This is a genomic window from Streptomyces sp. NPDC055140, assembly GCF_053607285.1.
Genome location: NZ_JBSGTG010000007.1, coordinates 32,514 through 48,435 on the forward strand (window position 1 = coordinate 32,514; position 15,922 = coordinate 48,435).

14 protein-coding genes are annotated in these 15,922 nt (G+C 72.1%); 1 reads left to right on the plus strand and 13 read right to left on the minus strand.

Translation table 11 applies throughout. The features are described from left to right. Nucleotide 1 precedes the first annotated feature (1 nt). The 4 genes from ACWFR4_RS15675 to ACWFR4_RS15690 form a co-directional block, all read right to left on the minus strand. Nucleotides 2-1,285: a hemolysin family protein gene (locus ACWFR4_RS15675; protein WP_453457260.1), complete on the minus strand. Its 1,284-nt coding sequence runs from the start codon at nt 1,283-1,285 to the stop codon at nt 2-4. Further along, nucleotides 1,282-1,779: an rRNA maturation RNase YbeY gene (gene ybeY, locus ACWFR4_RS15680; protein WP_453652878.1), complete on the minus strand. Its 498-nt coding sequence runs from the start codon at nt 1,777-1,779 to the stop codon at nt 1,282-1,284. The genes ACWFR4_RS15675 and ybeY overlap by 4 nt, the downstream gene beginning before the upstream one ends. Nucleotides 1,780-1,789: 10 nt before the next feature. Then, on the minus strand, nt 1,790-2,827 hold the full coding sequence (locus ACWFR4_RS15685) for a PhoH family protein (RefSeq protein WP_326713074.1): 1,038 nt from the start codon (nt 2,825-2,827) through the stop codon (nt 1,790-1,792). A 118-nt stretch (nt 2,828-2,945) separates the two neighbouring features. Beyond that, entirely contained in the window at nt 2,946-4,037 is a 1,092-nt protein-coding gene (locus tag ACWFR4_RS15690) for a carbohydrate kinase family protein (protein WP_453457266.1), read from the minus strand. 348 nt (nt 4,038-4,385) lie between these two features. Between ACWFR4_RS15690 and ACWFR4_RS15695 the strand changes: the two genes are divergently transcribed. Further along, nucleotides 4,386-5,762, plus strand: a complete 1,377-nt coding sequence (locus tag ACWFR4_RS15695) for an MFS transporter (RefSeq protein ID WP_453457269.1) — start codon at nt 4,386-4,388, stop codon at nt 5,760-5,762. On the opposite strand, the gene ACWFR4_RS15700 is transcribed toward ACWFR4_RS15695, so the two are convergent. From ACWFR4_RS15700 to hrcA, 9 genes are all read right to left on the minus strand, one after another. Beyond that, entirely contained in the window at nt 5,723-6,727 is a 1,005-nt protein-coding gene (locus ACWFR4_RS15700) for an adenosine deaminase (protein ID WP_453652880.1), read from the minus strand. The genes ACWFR4_RS15695 and ACWFR4_RS15700 overlap by 40 nt on opposite strands. Before the next feature lie 21 nt (nt 6,728-6,748). After that, complete coding sequence (locus ACWFR4_RS15705; RefSeq protein WP_453457275.1) at nt 6,749-7,657, minus strand: ribonuclease Z; 909 nt, start codon at nt 7,655-7,657, stop codon at nt 6,749-6,751. 20 nt (nt 7,658-7,677) lie between these two features. Continuing rightward, complete coding sequence (locus tag ACWFR4_RS15710; RefSeq protein ID WP_453457278.1) at nt 7,678-8,031, minus strand: histidine triad nucleotide-binding protein; 354 nt, start codon at nt 8,029-8,031, stop codon at nt 7,678-7,680. A 77-nt stretch (nt 8,032-8,108) separates the two neighbouring features. Next, complete coding sequence (locus tag ACWFR4_RS15715; protein ID WP_453652882.1) at nt 8,109-11,357, minus strand: S41 family peptidase; 3,249 nt, start codon at nt 11,355-11,357, stop codon at nt 8,109-8,111. A 106-nt stretch (nt 11,358-11,463) separates the two neighbouring features. Then, a complete protein-coding gene (locus ACWFR4_RS15720; protein ID WP_453457283.1) occupies nt 11,464-11,856 on the minus strand; it encodes a VOC family protein in 393 nt (130 codons plus the stop codon). 20 nt (nt 11,857-11,876) lie between these two features. Then, nucleotides 11,877-12,620 carry a 16S rRNA (uracil(1498)-N(3))-methyltransferase gene (locus tag ACWFR4_RS15725; protein ID WP_453457285.1) on the minus strand — a complete coding sequence of 248 codons (744 nt, stop codon included), beginning with the start codon at nt 12,618-12,620 and terminating at the stop codon, nt 11,877-11,879. Continuing rightward, nucleotides 12,617-13,690, minus strand: coding sequence for a nitronate monooxygenase (locus tag ACWFR4_RS15730; RefSeq protein ID WP_453457288.1), 1,074 nt, complete (start codon nt 13,688-13,690; stop codon nt 12,617-12,619). Before ACWFR4_RS15730 ends, ACWFR4_RS15725 begins: the two co-directional genes overlap by 4 nt. 41 nt (nt 13,691-13,731) lie before the next feature. Next, nucleotides 13,732-14,868 (minus strand): molecular chaperone DnaJ, encoded by a 1,137-nt coding sequence (dnaJ, locus tag ACWFR4_RS15735; RefSeq protein ID WP_453457291.1) that lies wholly within the window; start codon nt 14,866-14,868, stop codon nt 13,732-13,734. Next, entirely contained in the window at nt 14,869-15,885 is a 1,017-nt protein-coding gene (hrcA, locus tag ACWFR4_RS15740; RefSeq protein WP_389542761.1) for a heat-inducible transcriptional repressor HrcA, read from the minus strand. Between the last annotated feature and the right edge of the window lie 37 nt (nt 15,886-15,922).

Below are 15,922 nucleotides of genomic sequence, written 5' to 3' on the forward strand. Positions count from 1 at the left end.
GTCACTCCCCCTCTTCGCCCAACGGCTCCACGAGCACGGTCACGATCTTGTTGCGCCGGCCCGCGGCGGCCTCCGCGGTGAGCCGCAGCACTCGCCCGTCGGGCAGTTCGACGACGGACGAGGCCTCCGCGATCGGCACCCGGCCGAGCGCCTTGGCGAGGAGCCCGCCGACGGTCTCCACGTCCTCGTCGTCGTACTCCTCGATGCCGTACAGCTCGCCGAGGTCGCCGATGTCGAGGCGGGCCGTCACACGGAAGCGTTCGTCGCCGAGGTCCTGCACGGGCGGGAGTTCACGGTCGTACTCGTCGGTGATCTCGCCGACGATCTCCTCGAGGATGTCCTCGATGGTGACGATGCCCGCGGTGCCGCCGTACTCGTCGATCACGACGGCGACGTGGTTGCGCAGCTGCTGCATCTCACGCAGGAGGTCGCCCGCGTTCTTCGTGTCGGGCACGAACGTGGCGGGCCGCATCGCGGTCGAGACGAGCTCGCTCTCGGCGTCCCGGCTGATGTGCGTCTTGCGGGCCAGGTCCTTGAGATAAACGATGCCGACGACGTCGTCCTCGCTCTCGCCGGTGACCGGAATGCGGGAGAACCCGGACCGCAGCGCCAGCGTGAGCGCCTGCCGGATCGTCTTGTACCGCTCGATGGCGACCAAGTCGGTGCGGGGGACCATGACTTCGCGGACCAGGGTGTCCCCCAGCTCGAAGACGGAGTGCACCATGCGGCGCTCGTCGTCCTCGATGAGGGACTCCTTCTCGGCGAGGTCGACCATGGCGCGCAGCTCCGCCTCGGAGGCGAAGGGCCCGCGCCGGAACCCCTTTCCGGGGGTCAGGGCATTGCCGATGAGGATGAGCAGCGGCGGAATGGGCCCCATGATCCGGGCGAGCGGCAGCAGGACGTACGCGGCGGCCGTGGCCGTGTTCAGCGGGTGCTGGCGCCCGATGGTGCGGGGCGAGACACCGACGGCCACGTACGAGACGAGCACCATCACGCCGATGGCGACGGCCAGCGCCTCCCAGGTCGCGTCGAACTCCTGGAGACAGGCGTACGTGACCAGCGAGGCGGCGGCCATCTCGCAGGCGACCCTGACCAGCAGGGCCACGTTCAGATAGCGGGTCGGGTCGGCGGCGACCTGGGCGAGCCGGTCGCTGCCGCGCCGCCCGGACCGGACGGCCTCCTCGGCGCGGAAGCTGGAGGTGCGGGCGATGCCGGCCTCGGCGCAGGCCGCCAGCCAGGCGACCACGACGAGGGCGACGGCGCCCGCGACGAGAGAAGGACTCATGACACGGTGGGCGCGGGGGACGGACCGGTCAGGCCCTTGTCACCCCGCCACCCGTCCACGATGGCCGCCTGAAGCCCGAACATCTCGGCCTTCTCGTCGGGCTCCTCGTGGTCATAACCGAGCAGGTGCAGCACCCCGTGCACGGTGAGCAGCTGGAGCTCCTCGTCCATGGAGTGCTGCGTGGGCGCGTCCTCGCCCTGCTGCTTGGCCACCTCCGGGCACAGCACGATGTCGCCGAGCAGGCCCTGCGGGGGCTCCTCGTCGTCCTTCGACGGCGGCCGCAGCTCGTCCATCGGGAACGACATGACATCCGTGGGCCCCGGCAGGTCCATCCACTGCACGTGCAGCTGCTCCATGGCGTCGGCGTCCACGACGATCACCGAGAGCTCGGAGAGCGAGTGGATGCGCATCCGCGCGAGCGCGTAGCGGGCGATGTCGAGGATCGCCTGCTCGTCGACCTCGGTTCCGGACTCGTTGTTGACGTCGATCGACATGCGGTGCTTGCTACTTCCCTCTGCCGCGGCCCTGGTGCGAGCCGTTCTCGGTGCCCTGCTGGCTGTCGTACTTCTCGTACGCGTCGACGATACGGCCGACGAGCTTGTGCCGGACGACATCCTGGGACGTGAGCCGCGAGAAGTGGACGTCGTCGAGGCCCTCCAGGATGTCCTGGACCTGCCGCAGACCGCTCTTCGTCCCGCTCGGCAGGTCGACCTGTGTCACGTCACCCGTGACCACGATCTTCGAGTCGAACCCGAGCCGGGTGAGGAACATCTTCATCTGCTCGGCGCTCGTGTTCTGCGCCTCGTCCAGGATGATGAAGGCGTCGTTCAGCGTGCGGCCTCGCATGTAGGCCAGCGGCGCCACCTCGATGGTGCCCGCGGCCATCAGGCGGGGGATGGAGTCCGGGTCGAGCATGTCGTGCAGCGCGTCGTACAGGGGGCGCAGGTAGGGGTCGATCTTCTCGTAGAGCGTGCCCGGCAGGAATCCGAGCCGCTCCCCCGCCTCCACGGCAGGCCGCGTCAGGATGATGCGGTTGACCTGCTTGGACTGCAGGGCCTGCACGGCCTTGGCCATCGCGAGGTAGGTCTTGCCCGTACCGGCGGGGCCGATCCCGAAGACGACGGTGTGCTTGTCGATGGCGTCGACGTAGCGCTTCTGGTTGAGGGTCTTCGGACGGATGGTCCGGCCTCGCGACGAGAGAATGTTCTGAGTGAGAACCTCGGCCGGGGTCTCCTGGCCGTCACCCTCCCCGTTCTCGCTCGCCTTGAGCATGGCGATCGAGCGTTCCACTGCGTCCTCCGTCATCGGTTGTCCGGTGCGGAGCACCAGCATCATCTCGTCGAACACGCGCTGGATGAGGGCGACTTCCTTCGCGTCGCCCGCAGCGCTGATCTCATTGCCCCGGACATGGATGTCGGCCGCCGGGAAAGCCTTCTCGATCACGCGAAGGAGCGCGTCGCCGGATCCGAGGACGGTCACCATGGGATGGTTCGCCGGGACCGTGAAATGCGCTCGCGCCTGAGCGGTGGGTGTCTGAGTCATGGGCCGGCACTGAAGGCCTGCTCATCCTCCTCGTGCGGGGGCTCGCGCCGCGTCGACAGCCTTGCACTGCCCAGGGTACGACGGTGCACCGACAACGCCGTAGGCCTTTTCCGCGTGCCTACACGGACCGCCCGAAGCCGATCGTCGGCACCGCCCGCCGCAGGGGCCACGGCCGGCTCACCTCGGGCAGCAGCGCCTCCAGGAAGGCGTACCGGCGCAGGGCCGCGGGCTCCTGGTCGTCGTAGGCCTGCACATGCCGCCACCAGGCAGCTATTTCCGACCAGCCGGGCGCGGACAGTGATCCGCCGAACTCCTGCACGGACAGGGCGGCGGTCAGTCCGGCGAAGGCAAGCCGGTCGGCCAGCGGCCACCCTGCGAGCGTCCCGGTCACGAACCCGGCGACGAACACGTCCCCTGCGCCGGTGGGGTCCAGGGCGGCGACCTCGATGGCGGGCACGGAGGCGGTCTCCCCGCTGCGGGCGTCCACGGCGTAGGCGCCCTCGGCACCCAGGGTGACCACGGCCAGCGGCACGTATTCGGCCAGGGCGTGCGCGGCGGCCCGGGGGCAGGACGTACGGGTGTAGCGCATGGCTTCCTCGGCGTTCGGCAGGAATGCCTCGCAGCGCGACAGGTCGTCGAGGGAACTCAGGTCCCAGTGGCCCGTGTCGTCCCATCCCACGTCACCGAAGATCCGCGTCCCGCGGCCCGCGGCCGTGGCGATCCAGGGCTCGCTCGTCCCGGGGGCCAGCGACGCGACGGCGGCGCGTGCCTGCGGCGGGCACTCGGGGGCGGGTTCCTCCGGCGGCGGCTCGTGACCGTGGCTGACCATGGTCCGCTCGCCCTCGTACGCCATGGAGACGGTGACGGGCGAGTGCCAGCCGGCGACGGTCCGCGACGACGTCAGGTCGATGCCCTCACCCTGCTCCAGGCTGTCCCAGCAGTACTCGCCGTAGTGGTCGTCCCCGAAGGCGGCGGCCAGCGACGTCCGCAGCCCGAGCCGTGCCAGGGCGGTGGCCATGTTGGCGACACCGCCGGGGCTGGACCCCATGCCGCGCGCCCAGGACTCGGTCCCCCGCACGGGGGCGCTGTCCAGCCCCGTGAAGATGATGTCGAGGAAGACGGTCCCCGTCAGATAGACGTCGCAGGGCGGATCGGCGGGGGTGCGCAGCTGAGCGAGCGGATCCACATGCGCCGGGTCGTTGGAGTTCACGGTGGGCTCCCCAGAGTGGTGAGGGTCCGCACAGTGTGCCTGATACCCCCCGGACAACGCGCGTAGCACGGCGTACGGACCGAAAGCCGGTGCCTCCGGAACGGGGCCGCAGCCACGGCCCGGCGCCCCGGAAAAACAGGCTTGTCTACCCCCACTCCTACCCTCCAAACAGAACGTGGCCCAGATCACACCGGCCCGGCTGTTTTCACCCTCCCCGCGCTTGATACAAATTGGCCGCGCCCCCTCGTATCGCGAGCCCCGGCGCACCCCCAATCCCCTTGCCTGTTCAGGCATCCCCGTAATTCCGCATGCCCTGATCCCCGTACACCGCCACGCCTTGGAACGCCCGTGTCCCGCCGCACTCCCCGGCCCCTTGTCGCCCTCTTCACGGCCGGTTATCTGGCCCCGTATCTGCTGCCCACCGTCGTGGGCCGCCTCGGCGACAGCCTCCATCTCCCCCCGGCGCAGGCGGGCCTCATCGGCAGTGCGCTGCTGATGAGTTCGGCCGCGGCGGGCTTCACCTTCGCCGGCCGTGTGGACCGCATGGGCCCCCGCACCCTCGCGAGAGCGGGCCTGCTGCTCGCGGCGCTGGGATACAGCGCGGCCGCGGCGACGTCCTTCGTACCGCTGGTGGTCATCGGCGCGATGGCCGGAGGCTTCGGCTCGGGCACGGCGACGACGGTCGCCGCGACGGGAATCGCCGGGCAGCGCGACCCGCACCGGGCGTCGACGCTGGGCCTGCTCAGCGTCTCGGCGCTGGCGGGTGCGCTGTATCTGACGATGCCGCACCTGGGCACCGGTCACGCGCTGCCGTTCGCGGCGATCGCGCTGACGGCGCTGGCGACGTGGCCGGCGACCTCCGGCCTGGAGAGCGGCACCGCCCAACTCCCCACCCCGGCCGGGCAGCCCAGGCCCGCCGGCCCTCTCCCCTTCCGCCGCTCGGGCCTGGTCCTGGCCGCCGCGATGCTCTGCTGGTCGATGGCGCAGAACTCCCTGTGGGGCGTCAGCAGCCGCATCGGCACGGACCAGGCGGGCCTGACGGAGATCACCGTCGGCGCGGTCTTCGCGGTGGCGCTCGGCACGGCGCTCGTGGGCGTGCTCGGCGCGGGGGCGCTCGGGTCCCGGCTCGGCCGCGCCGCCCCGATCGGCGCGGGCACGGCACTGATCGCGTGCTGCATCGTGGTGAGCGCCCGCGCGGACGACCTCGCGTCGTTCGCGACCGGTGAGATCGCGTGGAACACGCTGTACCCGGTGGTCCTGTCGTATCTGATCGGCCTGGCCGCGTCCCTGGACCCGCGCGGCCGCTGGGCGGTCCTCGTCGGCTCGGCGGCGTCACTCGGCACGGCCTGCGGGCCGCTCACCGGCAGCGTCCTGTCGCAGACGGCGGGCTACCCGGCGATGGGCACGGCGCTCGCCGCGGCGCTGCTCGTCCTGGCGCTGCCGCTCACGGCGGTGGCGCTGCACACGGGCGGCAGCCCGCTGCTGCGGCCCGGCACGGTCCGCAGGAGGGGCGGCGCCCCCGCCGCCCTGGTGGCCGGTGTGACGGGCGCCCCGGCGGGCGCGGTCCCGCAGATGGGCGCGCCGGAGCAGCCGGTCGTGGAGATCACGGTGAGCACGCCCCAACCGGCCCCGACGCAGGAGGAGTTCTCCACGGCGGGACCGCGGGGCGGTTCGGCGGGGCTCGGTCAGTCGTCGAACGCGAACGCGTCGACCTCGGCGAGGTAGCGCGAGCGCAGCTCCTCGTCGTCGTCGAGGAACGACGCGACGAACGAGTTACGGGCGAGCTCGCGCAGCCGCCCGTGGTCGAGCGCGAGCGCCTCGTGGACCGCGTGGAAGGTGTCTCCGACGTACCCGCCGAAGTAGGACGGGTCGTCGGAGTTCACCGTGCAGAGCAGACCGGCGTCCATCATCCGCGGCAGCGGGTGGTCCTCCAGTACGTCGATGGCGCGCAGCCGCACGTTCGACAGCGGACACAGCGTCAGGGGCACCCGGTCCCGCACGAGCCGCTCGACGAGCGCCGGGTCCTCGACGCAGCGGAGCCCGTGGTCGATGCGCTCGACGCCGAGCACGTCGAGCGCCTCCCATACGTACGAGGGATCGCCCTCCTCGCCCGCGTGGGCGACCTTGCGCAGCCCGAGCGCGCCCGCGGCCTCGTACACCTCGCGGAACTTGGAGGCGGGGTTGCCGACCTCGGCGGAGTCGAGGCCGACGCCCACGATCCGGTCGAGGTAGGGCTTCGCGGACTCCAGGGTCTGCATCGCCGACTCGGCGGACTGGTCGCGCAGGAAGCACATGATGAGCCGGGTGGAGACGCCGTGGCGCTCCACGCTCTTCGACAGGGCGCCGCTCAGACCCTCGACGACGGTCCCGATCGGCACGCCGCGGGCGGTGTGGGCCTGCGGGTCGAAGAAGATCTCGGCGTGCCGCACGCCCTGCTCGGCGGCGCGCGCGAGGTAGGCGTCGGCGAGCTGCTCGAAGTCCTCCTCGGTGCGCAGGACCGCCATCAGGCCGTAGTACAGGTCGAGGAAGGACTGCAGGTCTTCGAAGAGGTAGGCCTTGCGGAGAGCCTCGGTGTCGGCGAACGGCAGGTCGACGCCGTTGCGGGCCGCGAGCTCGAAGGCGAGCTCGGGTTCGAGGGTGCCTTCGATGTGCAGGTGGAGTTCGGCTTTGGGGAGCGAGGCGAGGGACATCAGAGCATGGTACGCCCGGTATTAGATGCGTTTGGGCACCTGGACCCGGTCCAGGTCGCGTGCCACCGTCAGTTGTCCCGTGAAGCCGGCGGCGCGGGCCTGGCGCTCGAACTCTTCGGGGTCGGAGTAGCGCTGACTGAAGTGCGTGAGCACGAGATGCCGCACCCCGCCCTCGGCCGCGGCGCGCGCGGCCTGCCCGGCGGTCAAGTGGCCGTGGTCGGAGGCCAGTTGATGGTCGCCGTCGAGGAAGGTCGACTCGATGACGAGCAGATCGCACCCCTCGGCGAGCTCGTTCACCCCGTCGCAGAGCCGGGTGTCCATGACGAACGCGAACCGCTGCCCGCGCCGCACCTCGCTCACGTCGTCGAGGGTGACGCCGCGCAGGGACCCGTCACGCTGGAGGATCCCCACGTCGGGCCCGGAGATGCCGTGTTCGGCGAGCAGTCCGGGCAGCATGCGGCGCCCGTCGGGCTCCACGAGGCGGTAGCCGTAGGACTCGACGGGGTGGGAGAGGCGGCGTGCGTCCAGCGTGTACGACGGCGTCTCGGCGAGGACGCCGCCCTCGCCGCCCACCGGCTCCTCGGCGAGCGCGACGCTCTCGCGGTACGCGGTGGCGTACCGCAGCCGGTCGAAGAAACGCTGCCCGGAGCGCGGGTAGTGCGCGGTGACGGGGTGCGGCACCCGGTCCAGGTTGATGCGCTGGATGACCCCGGCGAGGCCGAGGGAGTGGTCGCCGTGGAAGTGGGTGACGCACAGCCGGTTGAGGTCGTGCGCGGCGACGCCGGCCCGCAGCATCTGGCGCTGCGTGCCCTCGCCGGGATCGAAGAGGATGCCCTCCCCGTCCCAGCGCAGCAGGTAGCCGTTGTGGTTGCGGTGCCTCGTCGGCACCTGGCTCGCGGTACCGAGCACCACCAATTCCCGTACGGACACGGCGTGTTACCCGGCGCCCGCTAGCCGGGGGGCCACTGGAGGCCGCGGCCCCCGAGGACATGGGCGTGGGCGTGGAAGACGGTCTGGCCCGCGCCGCCGCCGGTGTTGAACACGACGCGGTAGCTGTCGAGCTTCTCCTCGGCGGCGACCTCGGCCGTCTCCCGCAGCACGTCGGCGGCGATCTGCGGATCGGCGGCGGCGAGGGTCGCGGCGTCGCGGTGGTGGACGCGCGGGATGACGAGGACATGGCTCGGCGCCTGCGGGTTGATGTCCCGGAAGGCGACGGTCGTCTCGGTCTCCCGTACCAGCGTGGCCGGGACCTCCCCCGCGACGATCTTGCAGAACAGGCAGTCGGCCTGCGGCTCTCCGGCCACGATCACGTCTCCTCACACCGTCCGGTCACTACGCCGGGAATGCTATCCGGCCTGCCGCCACCCGCGACGTCTGACTCCTACGACAGGCCCCGCGCCCGCCCGCGCGGCTCCGGGAGTTCGGGTGCCGTCCGCGCCGGGTTCTCGGCGAGCGCCGCGAGGGCGATGCGCACGGCCTCGTCGAGCTGCGGGTCGCGCCCGGCCGCGTGGTCCTGCGGGGCGGCGACCACTTCGACATCGGGGTCGACGCCGTGGTTCTCCAGCCCCCACTCGTAGCCGTCCAGCCAGGTCGCGTACTTCGGCTGGGTCACCAGCGTCCCGTCGACGAGCCGGTAGCGGCTGTCGATGCCGATGACGCCGCCCCAGGTGCGTACACCGACCACGGGGCCGATCCCGAGCGCCTTGATCGCCGCGTTGACGATGTCGCCGTCGGAGCCGGAGAACTCGTTGGCGACGGCCACCACGGGGCCGCGGGGCGCGTCCATCGGGTAGCTGAAGGGGCGGGAGCCGCGCGGCAGGTCCCAGCCGACGACCCGGCGCGCCAGCTTCTCGACGACGAGCTGCGAGGTGTGTCCGCCGCGGTTCTCGCGCACGTCGACGATCAACCCGTCGCGCGCCACCTCGACCCGCAGGTCGCGGTGGATCTGGGCCCAGCCGGGGGCCTGCATGTCGGGCACGTGGAGATAGCCGAGGCGGCCGCCCGACTGCTCGTGGACGTGGGCGCGGCGGTCGACGACCCAGGCGTGGTAGCGCAGCGGCTCCTCGTCGGCGACGGGGACGACGACCACGTGGCGCGGGTCGCCGCCGGCCGGGGAGACGGTCAGCTCGACGGGCTTGCCCGCCGTCCCTACGAGGAGCGGTCCCGGACCGGTGACGGGGTCGACGGGACGTCCGGCCACCGCGATGATCGCGTCACCCGCGCGCACGGCCACCCCGGGCGCGGCGAGCGGTGCGTGGGCGCGTGGGTCGGACGTCTCGGTGGGCAGGACGCGGCCGATGCGCCAACTGCCGTCCTCGTGGCGGGAGATGTCCGCGCCGAGGAGACCCTGCCGCCGGTCGCCGCCGCTCCAGCCGCCGCTCGGTGTGACGTAGGCGTGGGAGGTGCCGAGTTCGCCCTGGACCTCCCACAGGAGGTCGACGAGATCGTCGTGGGTCGCGACGCGGTCGAGGACGGGCCGGTAACGCTCCAGGACGCCGTCCCAGTCGACGCCGTCCATGTCCGCGCGCCAGAAGTTGTCCCGCATGAGGCGGCCCGCCTCGTCGTACATCTGCCGCCACTCGGCGACGGGGTCGACGTCCTGGCGGACCCGGCTCAGGTCGACGGTGATGTTGGTGTCGCTGTCGTCGTCGGAGGAGGCCCGCCGGTCGCTCGGTACGACCTTCAGTTTGCCGTCGGTCCACAGCAGGACGCGCTTGCCGTCGCCGCTGACGGCCAGATGGTCGGCGTCGGAGGCGAGGTGCTCGATGCGCTGCTGGGCGAGGTCGTAGCGTTCGAGCTCGCTCTTGGGGTCGGGGTCGTCGGGGGTGGCCCGGGACGCGCCGAGTACGCCCTGGAGCGGGTGCCGCAGCCACAGGACGCCGTCCTTGGCGGCCCGCAAGGTCGTGTAGCGGGCCGCCTCCACGGGGAACGCGACGATGCGGTCGGCGAGCCCTTCGAGGTCGATACGGGTGGTGGGGGTGCCTTCGCTGTCGGGGGTCTCGGCGGCGGGGCTGTCCGGGGTGTCGAAGGGACGGCCGTGGCGCTGGGGGCCGAACGGGGACGGCGTCGCCGCAGCGAGCGTGATCAGGTGCGGCCGTGAGCCCCCGACGAACGCGAGGTCGAAGACGTGCTCGTCGTAGACCGGGTCGAAGGAGCGCGCGGAGAGGAACGCGAGGTGTTTGCCGTCGAGGGTGAACGCGGGCGCGTAGTCACGGAACCGCAGCGGCGTCGCCTCCGTCACCGACAGGTCGGCGGTGTTGGCGAGCTTGAGGTGGCGCAGGGGCGAGGGGCCGGGGTGCGACCAGGCGAGCCACGCCGAGTCCGGCGAGAAGACGAGGCCGCTCACGTCGCCGTCCTCGCTGCGGTCGACCTCCCTGACCTCGCCGCTCTCGCGCTCGACGAGCAGCACACGCCCGTCGTGCGAGGCGACGGCGGCCCGGCTGCCGTCGGGCGCCATCGCGAGGTTCAGTACGCGGCCGAGCTGCCCTGCGGCGAGCCTGCGCGGGGTGGCGCCGGGCGCGATGCCGGTGGCGGGCGCGAACTCCAGGGCGTCGTCGCCCTCCGCGTCCGTCACCCACACCACGTGTTCCTCGCCCTCGACGCGGAAGGTGCGCGGGAGGCGGGCCCGTACGCCGGGTCGGGCGGCCAGCGCGCGGGCGGGCCCGGAGCGGTGGGTGACCCAGTGGACCGCGCCGCGCACCGCGACGGCGCTGCCGCGCGCGGTGTGGTCGGGTGCCGCCGCGCCGAACCAGCGGGCGGCGCTGACGGGGTGGGGCTGGAGGTCGACGCGCTGCCCGCCGAGGCGGACGTCCAGGCGGCGCGGCGCGGCGTCCTCCGCGCTGTCGAGGGCATCCACGATCCACAGTTCACCGGCCGCCGCGTACACGACGCGTGTGCCGTCGCTCGACGCGTGCCGGGCGTAGAAGCCGTCCAGAGGCGTGTGCCGGCGCAGCGAACTGCCGTCGGCGAGGGACGAGTACAGGGCGCCGACGCCTTCGTGGTCGGACAGGAAGGCGACCCGGTCTCCCACCCACATCGGGTACTCGATGTTCCCGTCGAGCTCCTCGTGGAGACGGACGAACTCGCCGTCGCCCGCCCGGTCGATCCACAGCTTCCCCGCGGTGCCGCCCCGGTAGCGCTTCCACCAGGCGGCCTCGCGGCCCATCGGCGCGGACAGCAGGACGACCTGCCCGCCGGGCCCGGTCACGACGTCACCCACGGGCCCGTACGGGAGCGTGGTGGCGGGTCCGCCGTCGAGGGGTACGGCCCTCGCCCAGCTGCGGCGCAGGGACGCCTGGCCCTGGGTGCTGAGCGCGAGGACCTGCCCGTCGGGGGTCCAGCCGCGCACCGTCGTCCTCGAACTGCCCCAGTACGTAAGACGTTTCGAGGGTCCGCCGTCGACCGGGGCGATGTGCACCTCGGGAGCGCCGTCGCGGGTGGACGTCCAGGCGACGGTGGTGCCGTCGGGCGAGATCCGGGGGTGGCTGACGGGGACGTTGTCGGCGCTGACGCGCCAGGCGCGCCCGCCGTCGAGAGGGGCGACCCAGACGTCGTCCTCGGCGGTGAAGGCGGCCAACTCGCCGTGCAGATGCGGGAACCGGAGATATCCAGAGTGCGCTGTCCGTGTCACCCGATCACCCTAGGCACGCGCACCGTGCCCGGTCAGCGCTTTCGTCACTTGCCCGCGGCGATACGGCTTGTTTCGGCGCCCTGCGGGACCGAAGATCGCCGGGCGATCAGCCGCCCATCAGCAGCCACTCCTGGAGCTCCACGATGTTGCCCTCGGGGTCCTTGAGGTGCGCGACGCGCATCCGGTCGGTCATCGGCGCGGGCCCCTGGAGGATCTCGGCGCCGCGCGCGACGATCTCTTCGCAGTACTGGTCCAGGTCGTCGACCCGCAGCACGACGAGGGAGCGGTACCCGTCCGGGGCGTCCCTCACCTCACCGATGACCCGCGCCATCAGCGCCCGGTCCTCGAGCGCGATGCCCGCGGAGCCCGCCGCGGGGCTGAACTTCTCGTACGGGCCGTCCTGCGCGCCCGACTGCGGCTTGAGGCCGAGGACGTCCGCGTAGAAGTGGTAACAGGCACGGAAGTCGGTGACGAGGAGTCTGACCTGGGCGAGTTCCACGCGTCCCCCTGGGGGTCTGATCAGGACCAGCGGCCGGTGCGGCCGAGGAGCAGCGCCGTCGCGGCGGTCCCCGCGGTCGACGTACGCAGAACGCTACGCCCGAGCCGGTACGGACGCGCGCCCGCCTCGGCGAACGCGGCGAGCTCGTCGGGCGAGACGCCGCCCTCCGGGCCGACCACGAGGACGATGTCCCCGGCCGTGGGCAGCTGGGCGGTGGCGAGGGCGCCGCTGTCGCAGTCGCGGTCCTCGTGCAGGACGGCCGCGAAGTCCGCCCCGGCGAGAAGTGCCGCCACCTGCTTGGTCGTCGCGGCGTCCGCGACGTCCGGGAAGCGCACCCGGCGGGACTGCTTGCCCGCCTCGCGTGCGGTGGCCCGCCACTTGCCGAGCGCCTTGGCGCCGCGGTCGCCCTTCCACTGCGTGATGCAGCGGGCGGCCTGCCACGGCACGATCGCGTCGACACCGGTCTCGGTCATGGTCTCGACGGCGAGTTCGCCCCGGTCGCCCTTGGGGAGGGCCTGGACGACGGTGATCCTGGGCGCCTGCGCGGGCTCCTCCTGGACGGGGCCCGCCGTGACGACGAGCCGGTCCTTGCCTTCGGCGGCCTCCACGACCGCCTCGGTCCAGCGCCCGCGCCCGTCGGTCAGGACGACGTCCTCACCGGCCCGCAGCCGCTTCACGGAGACCGCGTGCCGCCCCTCGGCCCCGTCGAGCACGAACGTTTTGGCGGACGGCACCTCGTCGACGACGAACACCGGCGCCGTCATGCGGCGCCCCGCGCGCCCAACGCGTCCCTCGCCTCGGCGAGTTCGGCCGCGAGCACCTCGACGAGCTGGCCGGCGGGCAGCTCACGGGCGAGCCGGTGGCCCTGCCCCGCCCACAGCGCCATCCCCTGCGGGTCCCCCGCCTTGGCGGCGGCCTTGCGCAGCGTCGACGTCATGTGGTGGATCTGCGGGTAGGCGGCGGGCGCGTACGGGCCGTGCTCGCGCATGAACCGGTTCACGAGGCCGCGCGCCGGGCGCCCGGAGAACGCCCGGGTCAGCTCGGTCCGCACGAACAGCGGGTTGGTCATGGCCTGCTTGTGCAGCAGGTTGGCGCCGGACTCGGGGCAGACCAGGAAGGCCGTGCCGAACTGTCCGGCGTCGGCGCCCGCGGCGAGCACGGCGGCGAGCTGCCCGCCGCGCATGAGGCCGCCGGTGGCGATGATCGGGATCTGCACGGCCTCACGGACCTGGGCGATCAGCGCGATGAGTCCGATGCCGGAGCCGTCTGCCTCCGGGTTGTCCCGGTGGGTGCCCTGGTGGCCGCCCGCCTCGATGCCCTGGACGCACACAGCGTCGGCGCCGGCCCACTGGGCGGCCTGCGCCTCCTCCGGGGTGGTCACCGTGACGGCGGTGAGGGTGCCGACGCGGGCGAGGGAGTCGAGGACGTCGCGGCTCGGGCAGCCGAACGTGAAGGTGACGACCGGTACCGGGTCGTCGAGGAGGATCGCGAGCTTCGCGTCGAAGCCGTCGTCGCGGCCGCTGTCCGGGTCGCCCAGCTGAGTCTCGTACCAGGCGGCCTCACCGGCGAGCTGGCTGCCGTAGACGGCGACGGCCGCGGGGTCCGCGTACTCGGGCTGCGGCATGAAGAGATTCACGCCGAACGGCTGGTTGGTCAGCCCCCGTACCTGCTTGATCTCCTGGTACATCCCGTCGGCGGTTTTGTACCCGGCGGCGAGGAATCCGAGCCCGCCGGCCTCCGACACGGCGGCGACGAGCTGCGGACAGGAGGCACCGCCCGCCATGGGTGCCTGCACGATCGGATAGTGACAGAGATCGGTCAGCGTGGGGGACATGACCGCATCGTGCCACGTCCCCCGTACAAGTCCGAATCCGCCTACCGGCCGTTGAACGCGTCCTTGAGCCGCGAGAACAGCCCTTGCTGCCCAGGCTGGAACTGCCCCGTGGGACGTTCCTCGCCGCGCAGCTTCGACAGCTCACGCAGCACCCGCTCCTGCTCGGCGTCCAGCTTCGTCGGCGTCAGGACCTCGACGTGCACGATGAGGTCGCCTCGGCCGCCGCCACGCAGGTGCGTGATGCCGCGCCCGTGCAGCGGGACCGACTGACCGGACTGCGTGCCCGGCCGGATGTCGATCTCCTCGAGGCCGTCGAGCGTCTCGAGCGGCACCTTGGTGCCGAGCGCCGCGGCCGTCATCGGAATGGTGACGGTGCAGTGCAGATCGTCGCCACGCCGCTGGAAGACGGTGTGCGGCAGCTCGTGGATCTCGACGTACAGGTCACCGGCGGGGCCGCCGCCGGGGCCGACCTCACCCTCGCCCGCGAGCTGGATCCGCGTGCCGTTGTCGACACCGGCCGGGATCTTCACGGTGAGCGTGCGCCGCGAGCGGATGCGGCCGTCACCGGCGCACTCCGGGCACGGCGTCGGCACGACCGTGCCGAAGCCCTGGCACTGCGGGCACGGCCGCGAGGTCATGACCTGGCCCAGGAAGGACCGCGTGACCTGGGACACCTCGCCGCGACCGCGGCACATGTCACAGGTCTGCGCGGACGTGCCGGGCGCGGCACCCTCGCCGCTGCAGGTCGTACAGACGATGGCCGTGTCGACCTGGATGTCCTTGGTGGTCCCGAAGGCGGCCTCGTCCAGCTCGATCTCGAGCCGGATCATGGCGTCCTGGCCGCGGCGCGTGCGCGACCGGGGACCACGCTGGGACGCCGTTCCGAAGAACGCGTCCATGATGTCGGAGAAGTTCCCGAAGCCACCGGCGCCGAAGCCGCCGGCCCCGCCTCCGCCCGCCTGCGAGAGGGGGTCGCCGCCGAGGTCGTAGACCTGCTTCTTCTGCGGGTCCGACAACACCTCGTAGGCGGCGTTGATCTCCTTGAACCGCTCCTGTGTCTTCGGGTCCGGATTGACGTCCGGGTGAAGCTCACGGGCCAGCCTGCGGAAGGCCTTCTTGATCTCGTCCTGGGAGGCGTCGCGGCGCACGCCGAGTACGGCGTAGTAGTCCGTGGCCACTTACGACTCCGCCAGGATCTGTCCGACGTAACGTGCCACTGCGCGTACTGCTCCCATCGTTCCCGGATAGTCCATGCGGGTCGGTCCGACCACGCCGAGCTTGGCGACTGCCTCGCTGCCCGAACCGTAGCCGACCGAGACCACGGAGGTTGAGCTGAGTCCCTCATGGGCGTTCTCATGACCGATCCGTACGGCCATGCCCGAATCGTTGACCTCACCAAGGAGCTTGAGGAGCACGACCTGCTCCTCCAGCGCCTCCAGCACGGGCCGGATGGTGAGGGGAAAGTCATGTCCGAAGCGGGTGAGATTGGCGGTGCCGCCGATCATCAACCGCTCCTCGGTCTCCTCGACGAGAGTCTCCAGCAAAGTGGAGAGCACCGTCGCGACCGTGCCGCGGTCCTCCGTGTCGAAGGACTCCGGCAGGTCCTGCACCAGCTGCGGCACGTCCGCGAAGCGGCGTCCCGCGACCCTGCTGTTGAGCCGGGCCCGCAGATCGGCGAGAGAGGTCTCGCCGAACGGCGCCGGGCAGTCGATCATCCGCTGCTCGACCCGCCCCGTGTCCGTGATCAGTACGAGCATCACGCGGGCGGCGGCGAGCGAGAGCAGTTCCACGTGGCGCACGGTCGACCGCGTCAGGGACGGGTACTGCACCACGGCGACCTGCCGCGTCAGCTGCGCGAGCAGCCGCACGGTCCGGCCGACGACGTCGTCGAGGTCGACGGCGCCGTCGAGGAAGTTCTGGATGGCGCGGCGCTCGGGCCCCGTCATCGGCTTGACCGCCGTCAGTTTGTCCACGAACAGGCGGTAGCCCTTGTCGGTCGGGATCCGCCCGGCGCTCGTGTGAGGCTGGGCGATGAAGCCCTCCTCCTCGAGCGCCGCCATGTCGTTGCGCACCGTTGCCGGTGAGACGCCGAGGCTGTGCCGCTCGGTGAGCGCCTTGGAGCCGACCGGCTCCTCGGTCCCCACGTAGTCCTGGACGATGGCGCGCAGCACTTCGAGCCTGCGTTCACTGAGCATTCGCGCGCACCTCCAGCTGTGTCGTCCGCGGCTGGCA

Bases quoted from the DNA above. Each gene is read 5' to 3' on its own strand.
- ACWFR4_RS15675 (WP_453457260.1), bottom strand. From the start codon at position 1,285: ATGAGTCCTTCTCTCGTCGCGGGCGCCGTCGCCCTCGTCGTGGTCGCC.
- ybeY (WP_453652878.1), bottom strand. From the start codon at position 1,779: ATGTCGATCGACGTCAACAACGAGTCCGGAACCGAGGTCGACGAGCAG.
- ACWFR4_RS15685 (WP_326713074.1), bottom strand. From the start codon at position 2,827: ATGACTCAGACACCCACCGCTCAGGCGCGAGCGCATTTCACGGTCCCG.
- ACWFR4_RS15700 (WP_453652880.1), bottom strand. From the start codon at position 6,727: ATGTCCCTCGCCTCGCTCCCCAAAGCCGAACTCCACCTGCACATCGAA.
- ACWFR4_RS15725 (WP_453457285.1), bottom strand. From the start codon at position 12,620: ATGACGGCGCCGGTGTTCGTCGTCGACGAGGTGCCGTCCGCCAAAACG.
- ACWFR4_RS15730 (WP_453457288.1), bottom strand. From the start codon at position 13,690: ATGTCCCCCACGCTGACCGATCTCTGTCACTATCCGATCGTGCAGGCA.
- hrcA (WP_389542761.1), bottom strand. From the start codon at position 15,885: ATGCTCAGTGAACGCAGGCTCGAAGTGCTGCGCGCCATCGTCCAGGAC.